General features: G+C 37.0%; 16 protein-coding genes. 12 read left to right on the forward strand and 4 right to left on the reverse strand.

The genetic code is table 11. The features are described from left to right. The first annotated feature begins 67 nt into the window (after positions 1 to 67). From D1094_RS09800 to D1094_RS09855, 12 genes are all read left to right on the forward strand, one after another. Positions 68 to 1,042, forward strand: a complete 975-nt coding sequence (locus tag D1094_RS09800) for a flagellin (protein ID WP_118959931.1) — start codon at positions 68 to 70, stop codon at positions 1,040 to 1,042. A 575-nt stretch (positions 1,043 to 1,617) separates the two neighbouring features. After that, positions 1,618 to 2,586 carry a flagellin gene (locus D1094_RS09805; RefSeq protein WP_118959932.1) on the forward strand — a complete coding sequence of 323 codons (969 nt, stop codon included), beginning with the start codon at positions 1,618 to 1,620 and terminating at the stop codon, positions 2,584 to 2,586. 476 nt (positions 2,587 to 3,062) lie between these two features. Further along, positions 3,063 to 4,031, forward strand: a complete 969-nt coding sequence (locus tag D1094_RS09810; protein WP_118959933.1) for a flagellin — start codon at positions 3,063 to 3,065, stop codon at positions 4,029 to 4,031. Positions 4,032 to 4,056: 25 nt separating this feature from the next. Beyond that, positions 4,057 to 5,028 carry a flagellin gene (locus tag D1094_RS09815; RefSeq protein ID WP_118959934.1) on the forward strand — a complete coding sequence of 324 codons (972 nt, stop codon included), beginning with the start codon at positions 4,057 to 4,059 and terminating at the stop codon, positions 5,026 to 5,028. Between the two features lie 172 nt (positions 5,029 to 5,200). Next, positions 5,201 to 6,169, forward strand: a complete 969-nt coding sequence (locus D1094_RS09820; protein ID WP_118959935.1) for a flagellin — start codon at positions 5,201 to 5,203, stop codon at positions 6,167 to 6,169. A gap of 119 nt (positions 6,170 to 6,288) precedes the next feature. Further along, complete coding sequence (locus tag D1094_RS09825) at positions 6,289 to 6,756, forward strand: flagellar protein FlaG (protein ID WP_118959936.1); 468 nt, start codon at positions 6,289 to 6,291, stop codon at positions 6,754 to 6,756. A gap of 79 nt (positions 6,757 to 6,835) precedes the next feature. Next, positions 6,836 to 8,233 carry a flagellar filament capping protein FliD gene (fliD, locus tag D1094_RS09830; protein WP_118959937.1) on the forward strand — a complete coding sequence of 466 codons (1,398 nt, stop codon included), beginning with the start codon at positions 6,836 to 6,838 and terminating at the stop codon, positions 8,231 to 8,233. 40 nt (positions 8,234 to 8,273) lie between these two features. Next, the gene (fliS, locus tag D1094_RS09835) at positions 8,274 to 8,699 is read left to right on the forward strand and encodes a flagellar export chaperone FliS (protein WP_404851474.1); all 426 of its coding nucleotides are present in this window, start codon (positions 8,274 to 8,276) and stop codon (positions 8,697 to 8,699) included. Next, positions 8,689 to 9,009, forward strand: coding sequence for a hypothetical protein (locus tag D1094_RS09840; RefSeq protein ID WP_118959939.1), 321 nt, complete (start codon positions 8,689 to 8,691; stop codon positions 9,007 to 9,009). The genes fliS and D1094_RS09840 overlap by 11 nt, the downstream gene beginning before the upstream one ends. A 214-nt stretch (positions 9,010 to 9,223) precedes the next feature. Then, positions 9,224 to 11,317, forward strand: a complete 2,094-nt coding sequence (locus D1094_RS09845) for a 6-hydroxymethylpterin diphosphokinase MptE-like protein (RefSeq protein WP_259337900.1) — start codon at positions 9,224 to 9,226, stop codon at positions 11,315 to 11,317. Between the two features lie 126 nt (positions 11,318 to 11,443). Continuing rightward, positions 11,444 to 11,965 (forward strand): GNAT family N-acetyltransferase, encoded by a 522-nt coding sequence (locus D1094_RS09850; protein WP_118959941.1) that lies wholly within the window; start codon positions 11,444 to 11,446, stop codon positions 11,963 to 11,965. Positions 11,966 to 12,085: 120 nt separating this feature from the next. Then, a complete protein-coding gene (locus D1094_RS09855; protein WP_118960166.1) occupies positions 12,086 to 13,396 on the forward strand; it encodes a glutamate-1-semialdehyde 2,1-aminomutase in 1,311 nt (436 codons plus the stop codon). Positions 13,397 to 13,640: 244 nt separating this feature from the next. Here the strand turns inward: D1094_RS09855 and D1094_RS09860 are convergent, their stop codons facing one another. From D1094_RS09860 to D1094_RS09875, 4 genes are all read right to left on the reverse strand, one after another. Next, a complete protein-coding gene (locus D1094_RS09860) occupies positions 13,641 to 15,224 on the reverse strand; it encodes a class I adenylate-forming enzyme family protein (RefSeq protein WP_118959942.1) in 1,584 nt (527 codons plus the stop codon). A 125-nt stretch (positions 15,225 to 15,349) separates the two neighbouring features. Beyond that, entirely contained in the window at positions 15,350 to 15,607 is a 258-nt protein-coding gene (locus D1094_RS09865) for an acyl carrier protein (protein WP_182440149.1), read from the reverse strand. Next, positions 15,604 to 16,659: a pseudaminic acid synthase gene (pseI, locus tag D1094_RS09870; RefSeq protein WP_118959944.1), complete on the reverse strand. Its 1,056-nt coding sequence runs from the start codon at positions 16,657 to 16,659 to the stop codon at positions 15,604 to 15,606. The genes D1094_RS09865 and pseI overlap by 4 nt, the downstream gene beginning before the upstream one ends. A 1-nt stretch (position 16,660) precedes the next feature. Continuing rightward, positions 16,661 to 17,809 (reverse strand): Gfo/Idh/MocA family protein, encoded by a 1,149-nt coding sequence (locus D1094_RS09875; protein WP_118959945.1) that lies wholly within the window; start codon positions 17,807 to 17,809, stop codon positions 16,661 to 16,663. Between the last annotated feature and the right edge of the window lie 86 nt (positions 17,810 to 17,895).

The raw sequence follows: 17,895 nt of genomic DNA on the forward strand, positions 1-17,895 counted from the left end.
GATATAGCGAACAAAAATGCAGTTAGCGTTGTATCTTTCTTAAACCATTTTAACTCAGGGGTAAATTATGCCTTTATATGTAAATAGTAATATCAGTGCATTAAATGCACAACGCCAGTTGAGCAAATCTGGTGGTGATTTAGATACAGCTTTTCAACGTTTATCATCGGGTCTACGTATTAATAGTGCCAAGGATGATGCCGCGGGTTTGCAAATATCAGATCGCTTACAATCTCAAATATTAGGTTTAAACCAAGGCAACCGAAATGCTAATGATGGTATATCACTAGCACAAACAGCTGAAGGTGCAATGGAAGAAATGACGAGCATGTTTCAGCGAGTCAGAACTTTGGCACAACAATCTGCGAATGGTTCAAATACAGGTGAAGATAGATTAGCGCTACAAGAAGAAATTCGTTCATTGATGGCAGAAGTTAACCGTGTAGCTACCGATACTACTTTTGGTGGGCAAAATTTACTTGATGGTAGTTACAACGCAAGTTTTCAAATTGGTGCTGATGCGGTACAAGTAGTTGGTTTTAGTATGCAAAATGTTGGCGGAACCGCAGTCATTAACAGTTTGTCTGCTAATGGTGGTTTTACTTTGTCAGGTATTGCAGGTATCGCTAGTGCAGTGTCTAATGTTGGTCTTACAACATTAGCCGCAGGGGTTTCAGCAATATCAGGTAACGCTATTACTGGTGCTGACGACTTTGCGACTCGCTTTATTGCCTCATCTATTAGTGTTTCTTCACAAGATAACGCCCAATATGTACTTGCTGGTATGGATGCACTAATTGCCGTTGTTGATAAAAAACGTGCTGAGCTTGGTGCTGTGCAAAATAGATTTGAATCAACTATTCGAAATCAGTCTAATATTTCAGAAAACTTATCAGCAGCAAAATCGCGTATTAAAGATGCTGACTTTGCTAAAGAGACAGCAACATTGACTAGAGCACAGATACTTCAACAAGCTAGTCAAACGATTCTTTCTCAAGCTAACCAAAGGCCGCAAGCAGCATTAAGTCTGTTACAGGGTTAATTACCTTAATAGAAATCTAGTTAAATCGTTTTAATACCCAATTAAGAGTGACTTAATTGGGTATTTTATTTTTATCCTTTTATAAACTCAAAACTCAAAACTCAAAACTCAAAACTCAAAACTCAAAACTCAAAACTCAAAACTCAAAACTCAAAACTCAAAACTCAAAACTCAAAACTCAAAACTCAAATTATTATTGCAATTCTTAGTAAATATCTAATTGAAAACGTGAAACCATATCTTATAACTTTTCAAACGATTGATTTTAAATGTTATATTTTTATTTTTACTCTTTTTCTTAAAAAAAGTAAAAAAAGACTCAAGTAAATTTTTTTCTATCCGATAAAGAGTTTGTACAAGGAAATAAATTATTTTTTTGTTCATGTCACTTCTTTTCTAGGGGTAGGAAATAATTGGCATATAAAGTTAACTGGTATGCGCGGAGCACTTGCCAAGTTAGTACTCATTAATCTGAGAGATGTTTTTACTGCAATAATTTTGACAAAGCAGTAATAGCAAATAGTTAACGGTTCAACGAAGCCGTTGAACCAACAAAGATTATTGAGGACACCATTATGGCTTTATATGTTAATACTAACGTCAGTTCACTAAATGCTCAACGCCAGTTAACGAATACAGGCGGTAAGTTAGATACTTCATTCCAACGTTTATCATCAGGTCTACGCATCAACAGTGCTAAAGATGATGCTGCAGGCTTGCAAATTTCTGACCGATTAGAATCCCAAATTCAAGGTCTTAATCAAGGTAACCGTAATGCTAATGATGGTATCTCTCTAGCGCAAACAGCTGAAGGGGCGATGGATGAATTAACCTCAATGTTTCAACGTGTCAGAACTTTGGCACAGCAGTCAGCTAATGGTTCAAATACAGATGAAGATAGATTAGCAATTCAAGAAGAAATTCGTTCATTAATGGCCGAAGTTAATCGTGTTGCAACCGATACCACGTTCGGTGGTCAAAACTTACTCGATGGTACCTACGATGCTAGCTTTCAAGTAGGAGCTGATGCAGTACAAACTATTGGTTTTAGTATGAAAAGCGTTGGTGGAACAGTAAATGGCACCATGTCGGCAAATGGTGGCTTCACTTTGTCAGGTGTTGCCGGTGTTGCGAGTAATGTTACAGGGACTGGTCTAACGACTCTTGCTGCGGGAGTTTCAACGATATCTGGCGCCGCTGTAACGGGGGCCGATGATTTCGCCACACGATTCAAAGCGACGGGTATTAGTGTCTCCAGCCAAGGTAATGCACAATTTGTTTTAGCTGGTATGGACTCACTCATTGCTGTTGTTGATAAGAAACGTGCAGAGCTAGGTGCTGTACAGAATCGTTTTCAATCAACCATTCGTAACCAAGCTAACATCTCTGAGAATTTATCCGCAGCGAAATCACGCATTAAAGATGCTGACTTTGCCGCAGAGACTGCATCATTGACGCGTAATCAAATATTACAACAAGCTAGTCAAACTATCTTAAGTCAAGCGAACCAAAGGCCACAAGCTGCATTAAGTTTATTAGGCTAATCATTAGATTAGCGGATAAATTTAACCATTTAATAAGTTTTTAACTCCTCGATAGCGGTAAGGTGTTGCCGCTAATAACAAAAGCAATTTGCATACATATATGTTACGGGGGAGTTGTGCGCTTAAAAGGGTGTTTTTGAGCAAGGTTCTAAAGGTTTAGTGTGGAGGCGCGCCCTTAACAAATGGGGTAGTAGTTAAGGGCGCACATTAATGAAAATTAACTGGTATGCGCGGAGGCTGCAAAGCAATTAAGTACTCATTAATAGCGAGCTATGTTAAGCAAGCTACTAATGATGAAGCTAATAACGTGCCAACTTTATTTTGACACCTTATTTAGTACTAGGTTAATTACAAATTTATTGAAAAAGTAAAAGTAGTCGTTGTTTGTAAGTGATTGTAGCAATTGTTTTTATATTTGCTTTATTGTCTTCAAACAATAATTTAATAACGTATTACGTTAACCAAAGGAGGCCATTATGGCTTTATATGTAAATACCAATGTAAGTTCATTGAACGCACAGCGTCAATTAACCAATACTGGCGGAAAATTAGACACGTCTTTTCAACGTTTGTCATCGGGTTTAAGAATTAATAGTGCTAAAGATGATGCTGCTGGTTTGCAGATTTCAGATCGTCTTCAGTCGCAAATTAATGGTTTAAATCAAGGTAACCGAAATGCGAATGACGGTATATCACTGGCGCAAACAGCAGAAGGTGCGATGGATGAAATGACGTCCATGTTTCAACGTGTTAGAACCCTAGCACAGCAATCTTCAAATGGTTCAAACACCGATGAAGATAGATTAGCGATTCAAGAAGAGATTCGCTCACTGATGGCCGAAGTAAACCGTGTTGCCTCTGATACAACCTTTGGTGGTCAAAACCTGCTTGATGGTTCATATGATGCAAGTTTTCAGGTGGGGGCTGATGCTGTACAAACCATTGGCTTTAGTATGAAAGATGTTGGCGGTACAGTGAATGGTTCTATGTCTGCTAACGGGGGTTTTACTTTGTCAGGTATTGCTGGTGTTGCCAGTAATGTAACTGGTAGTGGTTTAACGACTCTTGCTGCCGGTGTGTCTGCGATATCTGGTGCCGCTATTGCAGGTACTGATGATTTTGCAACACGATTCAAAGCGACAGGTATCAGTGTATCAAGCCAAGGTAATGCACAATTTGTCTTAGCGGGTATGGATTCACTTATTGCTGTGGTTGATAAAAAACGTGCGGAGCTAGGTGCGGTGCAGAATCGTTTCCAATCTACCATTCGCAACCAGTCTAATATTGCTGAAAACCTATCGGCAGCTAAATCACGTATTAAAGATGCTGATTTTGCTGCTGAAACGGCTTCATTGACACGTAATCAAATACTACAACAAGCGAGTCAAACAATACTTAGTCAAGCGAATCAACGACCGCAAGCTGCATTGAGCTTATTAGGTTAATACTGAGTTATAGTGGGGGGATACTATGGCTCTCTATGTAAATACTAATATCAGTAGCCTATTTTCTCAACGAAAAATGGCAGGCGCTATTAACGAAATGGATGTAAGTTATAAGCGCTTGTCTACAGGGATGAGGATTAACAGTGCCACTGATGATGCAGCAGGTTTGCAAATTGCTAACCGGTTGACATCACAAATACTTGGGTTGAACCAGGGCAATAGAAATGCCAATGATGGCATTTCTTTAACTCAGTCGATTGAAGGAGCTATGGAGGAAGTTTCCACCATGCTTAGACGAGTTAGGTCGTTAGCTTCCCAAGCATCAAATGGCTCAAATTCAGGCGGTGATCGATTAGCATTACAAGAAGAAGTTAGAGCGTTATCAGCAGAGGTTAATCGTATTGCTGATGATACAACGTTTGCCAAAAAAAAAATTTTGGATGGGAGTTTTTCAACGACTATTCAGGTTGGTTCTGATGCGATGCAAGTTGTGTCATTTGATATGAAATCTGTTGGGGGAAGTGCGGCCGTAAATAGTTTGACGATGAATGGCGGCTTTACTTTGTCGGGCATTGCTGGAATAGCCAGTACGATTAATAATCAAGGGCTTACATCACTTGCTAAAGGTATATCTACTATTTCAGGGGTGGCGATTGGTGTTAATGATGACTTTTCTACTAAATTTAGAGCAAGTTCAATTAGTATATCTAGTACCGCTAATGCACAATTTATATTGGCTGGGGTTGACTCACTCATTGCTGTAGTGAATAAAAAGCGGGCTGAACTTGGTGCCGTGCAAAATAGGTTTCAATCTACTATTCGTAATCAATCTAATAATAGTGAGAATTTATCAGCAGCTAAATCAAGAATTCAAGATACTGATTTTGCCTTGGAAACGGCAAAATTGACAAAATTTCAAATTTTGCAACAAGCAAGTAGTAGTATTTTATCTCAAGCCAATCAAAGGCCACAACTGGCTTTAAGCTTACTGAACTAGAATGAGTTATGTGAAAATTATGTCAGAAATTAAAAATAATTAAAAAAAGTGTTAAAGCTATTTTAAAGTGGGTCGATAGAGTGTCTAGGAAACTTAAATCAGTTCCCAAAGCTTTTTAATTTTGGTAGGGGTACCAAATTACTAAGTCGAATTTATAATATGCGGAGGCTCTATGGCTATTTATGTAAATACTAATGTCAGTTCTTTGAACGCACAACGTCAATTAAGCAATACTGGCAGCGCACTTGATACATCATTCCAACGTTTATCGTCAGGCATGCGCATTAACAGCGCAAAAGATGATGCTGCTGGACTTCAAATCTCTAACCGTTTAAGTTCTCAAATTAACGGTTTAAACCAAGGTAATCGAAACGCCAATGATGGTATTTCTTTAGCACAAACTGCTGAAGGTGCTATGGATGAGATGACTTCTATGTTCCAGCGTGTCAGAACTTTGGCGCAACAATCAGCTAATGGTTCAAATACTGATGATGATAGATTAGCGATCCAAGAAGAGATTCGTTCATTGATGTCTGAAGTTAACCGCGTTGCCTCTGATACAACCTTTGGTGGTCAAAACCTACTAGACGGTACTTACGATGCAACATTCCAAGTCGGTGCTGATGCAGTGCAGACTATTGGCTTTAGTATGAAAGATGTTGGCGGTACAGTGAACGGAACTATGTCTGCTAACGGTGGTTTTACCTTGTCAGGTATTGCTGGTGTTGCCAGTAATGTAACTGGTAGTGGCTTAACAACCCTTGCGGCTGGTGTGTCAGTGATATCTGGTGCCGCTGTTGCGGGTACTGATGATTTTGCCACACGATTCAAAGCGACAGGTATCAGTGTATCAAGTCAAGGTAATGCACAATTTGTCTTAGCGGGTATGGATTCACTTATTGCAGTGGTTGATAAAAAACGTGCGGAGCTAGGTGCGGTGCAGAACCGTTTTCAGTCAACTATTCGTAACCAATCTAATATATCTGAAAACTTATCAGCTGCAAAATCTCGTGTAAAAGATGCTGATTTTGCTGCGGAGACGGCTGCGTTAACACGTAACCAAATCTTGCAACAAGCAAGTACCTCTGTTTTAAGTCAAGCAAACCAAAGACCACAAATGGCCTTATCATTATTAGGCTAGTTAAAGGTAAGCGACTATAGAATCAACCTGGGAGGTAATATACTCTTTCCAGGTTTTCAGCATTCTTTTTCATTAGTGGCTTAATATTTGCTAGTTTTTGCGAAGGAGTAGGAGGTATTATGTCTGTAGAACAAGTACCCACAGATCAAGCCTTAGTATCGTTATCAGGTTTGAAAAGTCTAGAGGTTAATGCAGATAATGCATTGGCAGATAAAAAATCAGTCGACAAAAGGGCTCTTGACGAGACATCGAGCCAACCCATTGCAAACCAAGCTGAAAAAATCTTGGAAAAAAAGCAAATGGAAAAAGCCGAATTAGCAGAGCAAGAAAAAGAGTCAGCTGAAAATAAAGAAGAAGTGGAGCAGTCACTAGAAGTAATAAATGAGCTTCTTCCGTTAAAAAACACTAATTTAATATTTGAGTTTGATGATATTGCCGAACCTCCTATAGTTAAAGTAGTTGATAAAAATACAGATGAGATCATTAGGGAAATACCACCTAAAAATCTTAAAAAGATAACTCAAGCTTTGAATGATATGGCCGATAGTATTAATAAGACGGGCGCTTTATTTAATTCAGAAGTTTAATCGCTTTTAACTTAAGCTTTTTATTAATAAGCTGCTTGATATCTTAAGATAAATATTTGGTATTAGAGGTAGCTTTATTATGGCATTAATTACATCAGCAGGCGTTGGCTCAGGACTTGATCTGGAATCTATTATTTCAGCAACGGTTGATGCTGAGAACTTACCCAAATTATCAAAATTTACTAAAAAAGAGCAAGAGCTAAGCGTTAGCTTGTCGAGTGTTGGCGCTATAAAATCTTCGTTGTCTAGCCTTGACAGCATAATGGAAAAACTTGCTGATATAGATAACTTCAATAAACGAACCGCATCGGTAACACAGCCAGCTAGCGGTAATTTAATCTCTGTCTCTACTACGTCAAAATCTACTACTGCTTCATTTGACGTTGAAGTCATGCAGCTAGCACAAGGTAGTCGTGCTGTTATGGATGATAATCTGTTTACAGACCCTACTGATGTTGTTACCGCTTCTGGTGGTAATTTGACTTTTACCGCGGGCGGAAAAAACTTTTCTATTAATTTGGCTGCCGGTGCAACATTAGAAGAGCTTCGTGTTGCGATAAATGATTCAGATGACAACTTTGGTGTTACTGCCAATATTATCAATGATGGTACGTCTTCAAAATTGGTTTTAACTTCTGATGAAACAGGCGCAGGTAACGATCTTGTTATAACGAATGACACGGCTGAATTAGATAATGTCTCAACGTTAGCAAACGATGGTATTTCTCAAGGTGGCTTAAAAATTGCAGCGGAAGATATGGCGGATGATGCCATTATTGAAGTTGACGGAATATCAATTTCTAGTGAAACAAATAAGTTTACCAATGCTATTCAAGATCTCACCATTACTGCGTTAAAAGAAAGTGAGAACAACGAAACCGCTGGTTTAGTTGTTGATGTAGATAAGTCTACAGTTGAAGGTAATATTAATGAATTTATAGAAAAGTTTAATAATGTTATTGATACTATTGATTATCACACTCAGATTGGCGCAGCATTAAATGGTGACAGTGCGATGAGAAGTTTGAAGTCACAGCTAGTGAATACATTGTCTAGCATGGTGACTGGCGCAGGAAACTTTGAAACACTTTATGATGTTGGTATTGGTTTAAGTAAAGAAGGTAACTTAGAAAAAGACTCGTTGGTGAGAAGTTTAAATGATGCGTTAACTGATTCTTATGATGATGTAGGTACTATTTTTACCGCTCCTGATGGTATTGCAACCGTATTTTCTGGTCTGTTAGATAACTATCTAGAAAGCGATGGTGCAATGAAGTTTCGTGAAGATTCGCTTAATGCTGAATTGAAGCAGCTTGAAAATGATAGAAGCAATCATGCTTATCGCATGGAGCAGTTTGAAATTCGTTTAAGAAAGCAATATTCAAGTTTAGATGTATTGATTGCGCAAATGAAAAGCTCTGGTGATTTTTTAAGTGGGCAATTAGCCAGCTTACCTGGCTTTACTAGAGAGAAATAACCACTAATGTATTGATAGGTTTAAAAGTAGAGAGTTAATTATGAATTTAAAATTAAAGCATTATCAAAAAGAAGCAACAAAAACTCAAATGGCCGATGCTGAGCCTTATCAAATAATCCAAATGTTGATGGTTGGCGTTATGGATAGTTTAGCGTTAGCTAAAGGCAGTATAGAACGTGGCGATTATGAACAAAAGAGTCGTTCACTTTCTAAAGCAAGTTCTATTATTGTTGCGCTAAGATCAAGTTTAGATTTTAGTGTCGGTGGTGAAGTGTCTGATAACTTGAATGCACTTTATGAATATATGACGGAGCGTTTGATTGATGCAAGCTTAGCCAAAGACACTGAAGCGGTAGATGAAGTGGCTTCACTGTTTAGAGAAATAAAATCTGCTTGGGACGATATTCCAATGGAAGCTCGTGTAGAAGCTGAACAGCAAAGGGCAGCTACCGCAAATGTTGGTTAACCATCAACAGCTTAGTCAAACTCTTGAAAAAACAAAAATGATGATATCGTCACAAGAGTTTGAACAAGCAAATGAGCAGATCACACAATTACAGCAGTTAATGACTGCACTTTTTACAAGTGCAGACTTTGATAAAACAATATTTTTACATCCAAGTGAAGAAAATTTACCGATGAGAGAGTTATTAATTGAAATTGATAGCTTCTTACAGAATGAAGTTAAAAATTTGACACTTACCTCACAAAATATCGTTAAAGAATTATCCTCGTTGAAAACTGCGACTAAAATGAAAAAAGCTTATGGCGCCTAAGCCATATTCGCTTAAATTCCAATCAAATATTACTCTCATAACAAAAATATTAGTTAAATTCTAGTAATTAACTAATATTATTCATAAGCTTGGCTTAACTATTGCTTTATACTATTGTTCTCAAAACTTATTTTTTATTGCTTTTTTCTTAGCGCAATAAAATTCAGTTAGAGTGTATAACATATAAAAGTCTATAACATATATTAGGTGTACTGTGGATTCATTAGAAAAAAATTTACGTGACGTAGAAGACAAACTTGAAAAACTTCAAGATAAAATTGCTTTAGAAGAGGCTTTTACTGAAAAAGCAAACGTTCGTTACGAACAGAATTTACGTGCGTTTGAAAAGTATTTCCCTGACATTTATCAGCGATTTATCGCATACAATCCAAAACAAGACTTTCAACTAGACGTTAATCCTGATGGTACCGCAAATATTTTAGATTATGACACTCAAGTCCCTATGTACTCGCAGACTCCTGTTGAACAAGTGAATGCACAAGTTAAAGAAACGTTAGCTAACCCAGAGTTAAGCCGCGTTGATCTATCTTCAGTTGAGTTTATCGAAGATACCGCTGACTTTTTACATGTACGAATTATGAATAAAGTAGGAAAGGTTTATAACAAAGCTAAAGATGAACTTGAGGAAAATTTATTGGTTGATAAAGCAATACCAAGCAAAGTCATTTTTGGTATAGGTTTAGGCTATCACTTACAGCCATTATTAGAGGCGACCAAAGCAAGTTATATAACAATTTTTGAGCCTAATGAAGATTACTTTTTTGCTAGTTTGTTTTCGTTTGATTGGGATGCGTATTTAAAACAAGTTGATGATGATGGTTCGTATTTATATATAGGAATTGGTGACTCTGAAGAAGATATGTACCAGACACTGTATCAGCGCGCCAAGAATATTGGTGCTTTTAGTGTTAGTAACTCATTTTTTTATTTACATTATAAGTCTCGATCGGTTGCTAATTTAATCTCTAAAATTAAGAATAACTTTCATCAGTTTTTTATGGGTTGGGGTTTTTTTGATGATGCACTTATGAGTGTCGCTCACTCAATCGGCGTAGCTGAAAAAAACCCTAATATGTTAGATTTATCAGTTAAGCTGCCTAAATCGATTGAGCAGTTTCCGATTTTTATTGTAGCTAATGGGCCATCTCTTGATAAAGATATTGAGTTTATTAAAGCACATCAAGATAAAGTCATTGTTGTTGCTTGTAATTCTGCTAGTACTGCTTTACTAGCTCGTGGAATTTATCCTGACTTCCATGTTGCTCTTGAGCGGACAAAACAAACATATGATTTTTTAGAAACAATTATATCTGAAGAAGATCGTCAGAAAATTAATCTTTTGGTACTTAATGTAATGTACCCTGAGGTGCTTGATCTTTTTGGTTGGAGTGGTGTAGCACTAAAAGGTAGTGAACCTGGTACTATGCTCTTTCAACTAGGGATCTTTCTTCAATCAAAAACCTTAATGCCGACCATTGGTTATTCGAACCCTTTAGTAGGGAATACAGCGTTAAGTTTTTTTGCCCACTTAGGCTTTTTAGATATTTACTTGTTCGGTGTCGATAACGGTTATGTTGATGAAACCCATCATCACTCTAAGGCAAGTTTTTACTATGATGATAAGGGTAACTCAAAGTTAGATTCTATTAAAATGGGCGCAGAATTTGAAGTCGAAGGAAACTTTGGTCAAACAGTTATAACAGAACCATTTCTTTTCACCGGAAAAGAGCAGATGGATAGGCTAATTAACTCTTTTTCAGGTACCAACCTGCAATGTTATAACTGTAGTGATGGTGCAAGAATTGAAGGTGCTATACCAGTAAGGTCCTCTGATATTATTTTAGGAAATGATGCTGCCACAAAAGAACAAGTCATTAATTTTGTAAAAGAAAATTCCTTTAAAAAACCGAATTTAGAGGCCTCACTTGCAGACTTATTATCATTCGATGTTTTTGAGCAAATTTGTAATACCATGATTGAAATTCTCGAACAGCCAATTAACGATCGTGAGGATGCATTGAAAAATATCATTGACCACTTAAGGTATTTAATGTCATTTAGAACAGGGGAAGAGTACCTTCATCTTTATTTGATACTTGAGGGTGAGGCACTTTATATCAATAGTGTGTTAATAAGTTTGTTATTTAACTTTGGTGATGACAAAAACATTATTCCGTACTTTAAGGAAGCTTTAGAACATTGGATTTCTTTCTTAAAAGTTGCCCCAGAACAGTATCGAGAGCGTTGGAATACTTTAAGCGACCATAATTTTATTTTTGAAAAGTAGGTAGAAAATTATTTCTATATCCATTTTAAGTTAGTTTGGTATTTTAGTTTTGAACTGTAGTGTTAACATTAATATAAAATTCTGCTTTGATTTTATGAGAGTAAACACGAAAAGTAATAGAGTAGAGTGTTTAACAAAAAAGTGAGTAAAAATTTGAGAATTAATACACAAAGGTTTTATTTAAGAGAGCTCACTGAGAAAGATGTAGGGCCAAGATATTTATCTTGGTTACAAGATAATATTACATCGAAATTTATCACTTACCGACAAGATAATATAAATGATTTAAAAGCCTATGTAAGAGCTCATTTACTCGCTTCTGAAGTACTTTTTTTAGGTGTTTTTTGTAAAGAAACTGATGAGCATATTGGCAACCTGAAATTTGATAATATAAATAATGGGCAGGCTGTTATGGGCATTTTAATTGGAGAACCAGATTGGCGCGGTAGAGGTGTTGCAAAAGAAATATTACCAGCCTCTATGGATTACTTGCATAATAAGAGAAAAGTTGACTTAGTTTATTTAGGTGTAGGTAAAAAAAATATTCCTGCTATTTTAGCTTATGAAGAGGTGGGTTTTATTAGTTGTAATAGCCCACCATTCCCTATAGGTGAAAATGGTATTGCAATGATTTATCAGTTTGAATAATTACGATATGAATGGGAAGTACTCATAGAAGCGCCAGAAAAAGTAGGGCTTTTAATGGTATGGGATTTGCTAGATTAATCAAATAACTTGTTTAAAAACATAGCTAAAGTGGAGCAAACCTTGGCAAAGTATGATAATAAATTTTACGCTGACCGTGCAAAACGTTTTATTCCCGGTGGAGCGCATACGTACAGTAAAGGTGATGATCAATTTCCAGCCAATGCCCCTAGTGTCATTACTCGCGGTAAAGGTTGTCAACTATGGGATGCAGAAGATAATCAGTTTACCGATTTTGCGCTTTCATTAGGAACCGTAGTGTTAGGGCATGCCTATGAGCCTGTATTAGATGCTGTGCGCGAAGAGTTGGTTAAAGGGGTAAACTTTGTAAGACCTTCGATAATTGAGGGTGAATTAGCTGAGTTAATTTGCGATATTGTACCTTGTGCTGAAATGGTTAAATTAGCGAAGCACGGCTCTGATGTCACCACAGCATCGATTAAACTTGCTCGTGCCTATACAGGAAAAGAGCGTGTAATTCGTTGTTCAGCAGACGCTTTTAATGCTGTTCACGATTGGTTTATTGGTTCAACCGTTGTTGATAGAGGTGTACCAAAGGCTGTCAAAGATCTGACGTTACAATTTGAATATAACAATATTGATTCTCTTTCTGCATTATTTATGCAATATCCTAATGAAATAGCGTGCGTTATTTTTGAACCTATTTCTTTCATTGAACCAGAGCCAGGTTTTCTGCAGGCAGTAAAAGAATTATGTGAAATTAATGGTGCGATATTAATTTTTGATGAAGTGGTTTCTGGTTTTCGTTTTTCATTAGGTGGTGGTCAAGAGTATTGTGGCGTTACTCCACATCTAGCTGCTTTTGGTAAGGCAATGGCAAATGGTTTCTCGGTCAGTGCGTTAGCTGGACGACGTGACATTATGGAGCTAGGTGGCATAGATGGAGAACAGGAGCGAGTATTTTTGCTCTCAACGACTCATGGTGGTGAAACACACTCTATCGCTGCTGCGATCAAAACTATCAATACGATAAAAGAGTATAATATTATTGACCATATCTGGAAAACAGGTGGTCTTATTAAACAAGGATTAAGTAAGGCGGCTGAAGATGCTGGTATCAGTGATTTGATTGAGGTCGGTGGCTATGATTGTAAACCTGCTTTTGCGATGTTAGGAAGTGATGGTAAGTCTTGCATGACTACGAGAACATTATTTTTACAAGAAACAATAAAGCGTGGCGTGTTAATGCCATATATAGTGCCTAGTTTCTCTCATAGCCCGCAAATAATAACTAACGCCATGGAAAAAATAACAGAGGCGTTTGCAGTAATAAATAAAGCAAGGCAAGAAGGAAATATTGCAGGCTATGTTGAAGGTGATGTAGTTAAACCAGTGTTTAGAAAGTTTAACTAATCGTCTTAATTAGCTTTCAATAGCTGCTTTTTAATAGTCAGTTTCCAATCATTATTGGATAATAAAAAACGGTATGAATGTGCTTTAGTTGATATTAAGCACATTCAATACAACGCTTAATTAAAACGTTTTATCTAAATAGCCTATCTAGGTAGCTTTGTTACCAAGAGCTAGTTATTTTAAATGACTTTAAATTTAACTTTTGAAAGTTAAATGCTTATTTTGTATTTTAACATTCAATAAACTAGTTTAAGTTAAATAACATTGCTCTTAGCGGTGCAGACCAATCCTCATTTAAATTATTATATTGCTCTTTGATGAGTAGCTTTGATGTTTTGCCTGAAGGCGTAAGTGGCAATGACTGTTCAAAGTAATATTTTAATGGCCGTTGAAAAGGAGCTAAGGTTTTATTGGCAATACGTCTTAATTCCTTTTCAAGGGTTTTAAGCTCTTGATTCTGCTCTTCATCATAAGGTAAATATGGTACACATATCGCTAATATGACTTCACCAAGAAACTTATCATCAACGCCAATAACAGAGATCTCTTTAATGGCTTTATGTTTAGCAATAGCCGTTTCGATATCTTTGGGGTAAATATTGATGCCGCCAGAAATAATGATATCTTTTTTTCTGCCGACATATGTTAAAAAGCCATCTTGTGCACTTTTTCCTAAATCACCCGTTAAAAAATACCCGTCTTTAAACGATGAATCTGTTAGTTGTGTTTGCTGGTAGTACCCATTAAAAATTAAGGGAGATTTTACGGCAATTTCTCCAATGGTATTAATAGGAAGCTCACCTTTATTCTCATCGAGAATCTTAATATCAACATTAGGGCAGGGGCTACCAACACTCGTATACTTTTCTTTTGCATCTTTCGGGTATAGGTTGGTTGCCGTCGCAACTTCAGTCGCACCATACATTTCATGAAAGTCACAGCCTACGGCGTTGAATAGTTGCTCTTTAAAATGGTTATCAATAGGCGCGGAAGAGGTGACTATAGTTTTTAACGATTGTAATTGTTTCGCATTCACTAGTAGCTCATCTTTTAACGCGTATAAATGTGATGAAACACTAATTACTTTGCTCACTTTATGGTTTTCAACAGCTAAAAGCCAACGTTGGGGGGTAAAGTGTTTTAGATGAACTAACGTGCAACCTTTTAGTAATGGTACAAAAAAAAGTCGCTGCCCTAAAGAGTGAAAGAAAGGTGAGGCACATAAAACGGTGTCATTGTCATCAATATCATATAGCTGCCAACTTTGTTGTGCTCTAGCTAACTTAGATTGTTGTGATAACGCTATGGGTTTAGGTTTTCCTGTTGAGCCTGATGACAGTGTAATAATAAAATCACTTGGAACTGGTATATGCTGGCTTTGCTCCTTTTGAGTGACCGATTCATTATGAGGTTGTATTTTTTCAGTTTTAGCTTTTAATTCTTCAATACTAAGAAAAAGAATGTGATCGCTATTTGACAATGACATACATTGTTGTACTTTAGCCGAGAACTCTTTTTCATAGATGACAATATTAACATTGGTTGCTTGCCAACCATTAACTAATTGTTCCTTTGTTAATTGAGGATTTGTGGGAATACAAACCGCGTCTATTTTAGCTATTGCTAATGATAATGCTGCAGTATTAAGTGCTTCTTCTGTTAAAAAAGCAACTCTTGGTTCAGCTATTAAAGTGCTTAATGTCATAGCCCACTCAAGGCAGAGAGATTCTAGCGCTTGATAAGTATGCTGCTTATTGTCTGAAATTATGGCTGTTTTATTGTGATACGTTTGCGCAGTTTTTTGAAACGTATGAAAAAGAACAGTCATAGATAGTTTCCTGTTGGGTAATAATTATTAGGGTTTGTTTTACGGGGTTAAGCTATCAATGAAAGTTAGACTTTTATGATAGCTATCTCATTAAGATTGATAAGGTATTACACTGTTACTTAATACTAAGTCTCTACTTTACTCGCTACTTTTTCTGCTAAAGTGCGGACAACACGCATTTGTTCGTCAGCTAATTCCATGGGTGAAAGCTTGATACTGTATTCGCTTTCTAACGTCATTATCATACTTAAGGTTGCAAATGAGTCGAGTAGCTGTTCATTAACGAAGTTACTGCTGCCATTAACAGAGATGTTATCTTCTGTGGTGTTATCTTCAATATATTCAATGATAAATTGTTCAACTTGCTCTATTACTGCTGTCATTGTATTACATCCCATGATAAACGATCGCCTAGTGTTAAGTCTTGACTTGCTTCTCTACCTAAAACTATCGCTTTATATTTAGTTGATAAGCCAAAGCCAGGTCGAACCGATTTTATATTGTTCTCAGTAAACTTTTCGCCTTTTTTAATATCTGCGCTAACGTAAAGTGAACGACGACCATTTTTATTAAGGCTTGCAGCGGGTGTTAAATCATAATCGACTTTACCAATTGCTTTTTCAGCACGCCTTATTTCGACAATCATTTGTTGAAACTCTTCAATTGTTAATGAAAAGAAACTATCTACCGTTTCAACTTCATCGGCCAATTTAATATGCTTTTCGATAACTTTTGCACCAAGCGCTACTGCGGCAATTGATACACCAATACCCATAGTGTGATCTGATAGCCCAGCATGACAATTAAAAGTTTCTTCAAGGTTTGCTACTGTTTTGAGGTTTACTTCTTCGGGTGGGGTAGGGTATGCCGTGGTACATTTTAATAAAATGATGTCATTGCAACCATGCGCTTTTAAATGGCTTACCGCGGTAAAAACATCACCAATATTTGCCAAACCTGTGGAAACAATGACGGGCTTTCCTGTTTTGGCTACTTTTTCAAGTAAGGCTAAATCAACTATTTCAGGAGAAGCTATTTTATAAGCTTTAACTGGATATTGCTCTAACTCATCAACTGAGGTTTCATCAAAGACGGAGCCAAATAGCTCTATTCCTAATTCTTGAGCATGTTTAAAAAGCTCAGGTAACCACTCCCAAGGAGTATGTGCGTATTCATATAAGTTATAAAGATTTTTATAAGCGGCCCAGGCGTTGTCTTTAGCGATAGCAAAGTCAGCTTTATCGCTGTTAAGCGTTATAGTGTTGGGACGATAAACTTGAATTTTTATCGCATCAGCGCCTGCTTTATGTGCTGCATGAATCATTTCTATTGCTTTAGATATTTTGCCACCGTGATTACCAGACAATTCTGCAATTACATAGGTGGGCTTACCTTTACCAATGGCGATTGAGCCAATGTTTATATCGTTCATCATATTACTCTGTCTTTTCAAAAGTAGTTAAATCTATCCAACGTCTTTCTTTATTAGCAACATTGGCTGCTTGAAAAAGTGCTAGACCTTCGTGGGCATGCGACCAGCCATAAACATAAGGAGAGTTATATTCACCTTGTGCTTTAAATTGCTCAAGGGCGTCAGCCATGTCGGTATATAAGTTAGCAAACGCTTCAATGAAACCAGAAGGATGGCCTGGTTTAAATCGGTCTCTGATTTCATTTTGATACTGACAGTTGCCTCTGTCATAAGTGACTCGACTTGAATCTTTGTTATAAATATGTAAGCGTTCAGGCTCCTCTTGGTACCATTCTGCGCTGCCTTGATCACCAAATATCCTAAGTTTTAAGCCGTTTCTATGCCCAAGAGCTGTTTTACTAACCCACATTGAAGCACGAAAATCTTGTTCGTAGTTTACCCACATGTAGGCATCGTCAACAATATCATTAAAGATAGAAAAATGATGAAAATCTGCATTGATACTTTGTGGTTTTAAGTCGGTAATAAAGCCAGTTAAATGGTGTACATGAACCGCTAAATCAAGGAGAAGTGTTGGGATATCACCATCTTGAAGTCGCCATGCTTGTGGACACATTTTATCTTCAGCTTGAATAAAACCATCTGAAGGCATTTCAATTTGAATTTGCTTTAATTTACCTAGCGTACCCGATTCAATATGGCGTCGTAAATCTCGAACCATAGGGTAACCACTGTAATTAAACGTGACAGCCAGAAAACCTTTACTGTTATCTAATGCTTGTTTGATTTTCTTTGATTGTTCGATATTAGCAGCCATCGCTTTTTCACAAATTACAGCAATATCGTTTTCTAGTAGCTGGCAAACTACCTCTTGGTGATGTGGTGTTGGCGTTAGCACAACAACAGCATCTAAGTGAGCTTTCTCTTGTTTAATATATTGTTGCCAATCGTGATAAACTTTTTCTTCAGGCAAATGCCACGCTTGACCTGTGGCCATACTGATTTCTTTATCTCGGCTAAAACAGCCTGAAACTACTTGCCACCTTTCATCTAATTGACACGCAACCCAATGCGCGTGCCCGACAGCTGATTTAACAGAGCCGCCTATAAAACCTAACTTTAATGGTTTCTTGTTTTGTGATGCTGTGATCATAAAAATCTCTTTAACTAAGGTTTAACTAAGGTTTAACTAAGATTTAACTAAGGTTTAAGTAGCGACGCATTTATTTTATATGTAAA

It is taken from the genome of Colwellia sp. RSH04, assembly GCF_003545765.1.
Lineage (GTDB): Bacteria > Pseudomonadota > Gammaproteobacteria > Enterobacterales > Alteromonadaceae > Colwellia.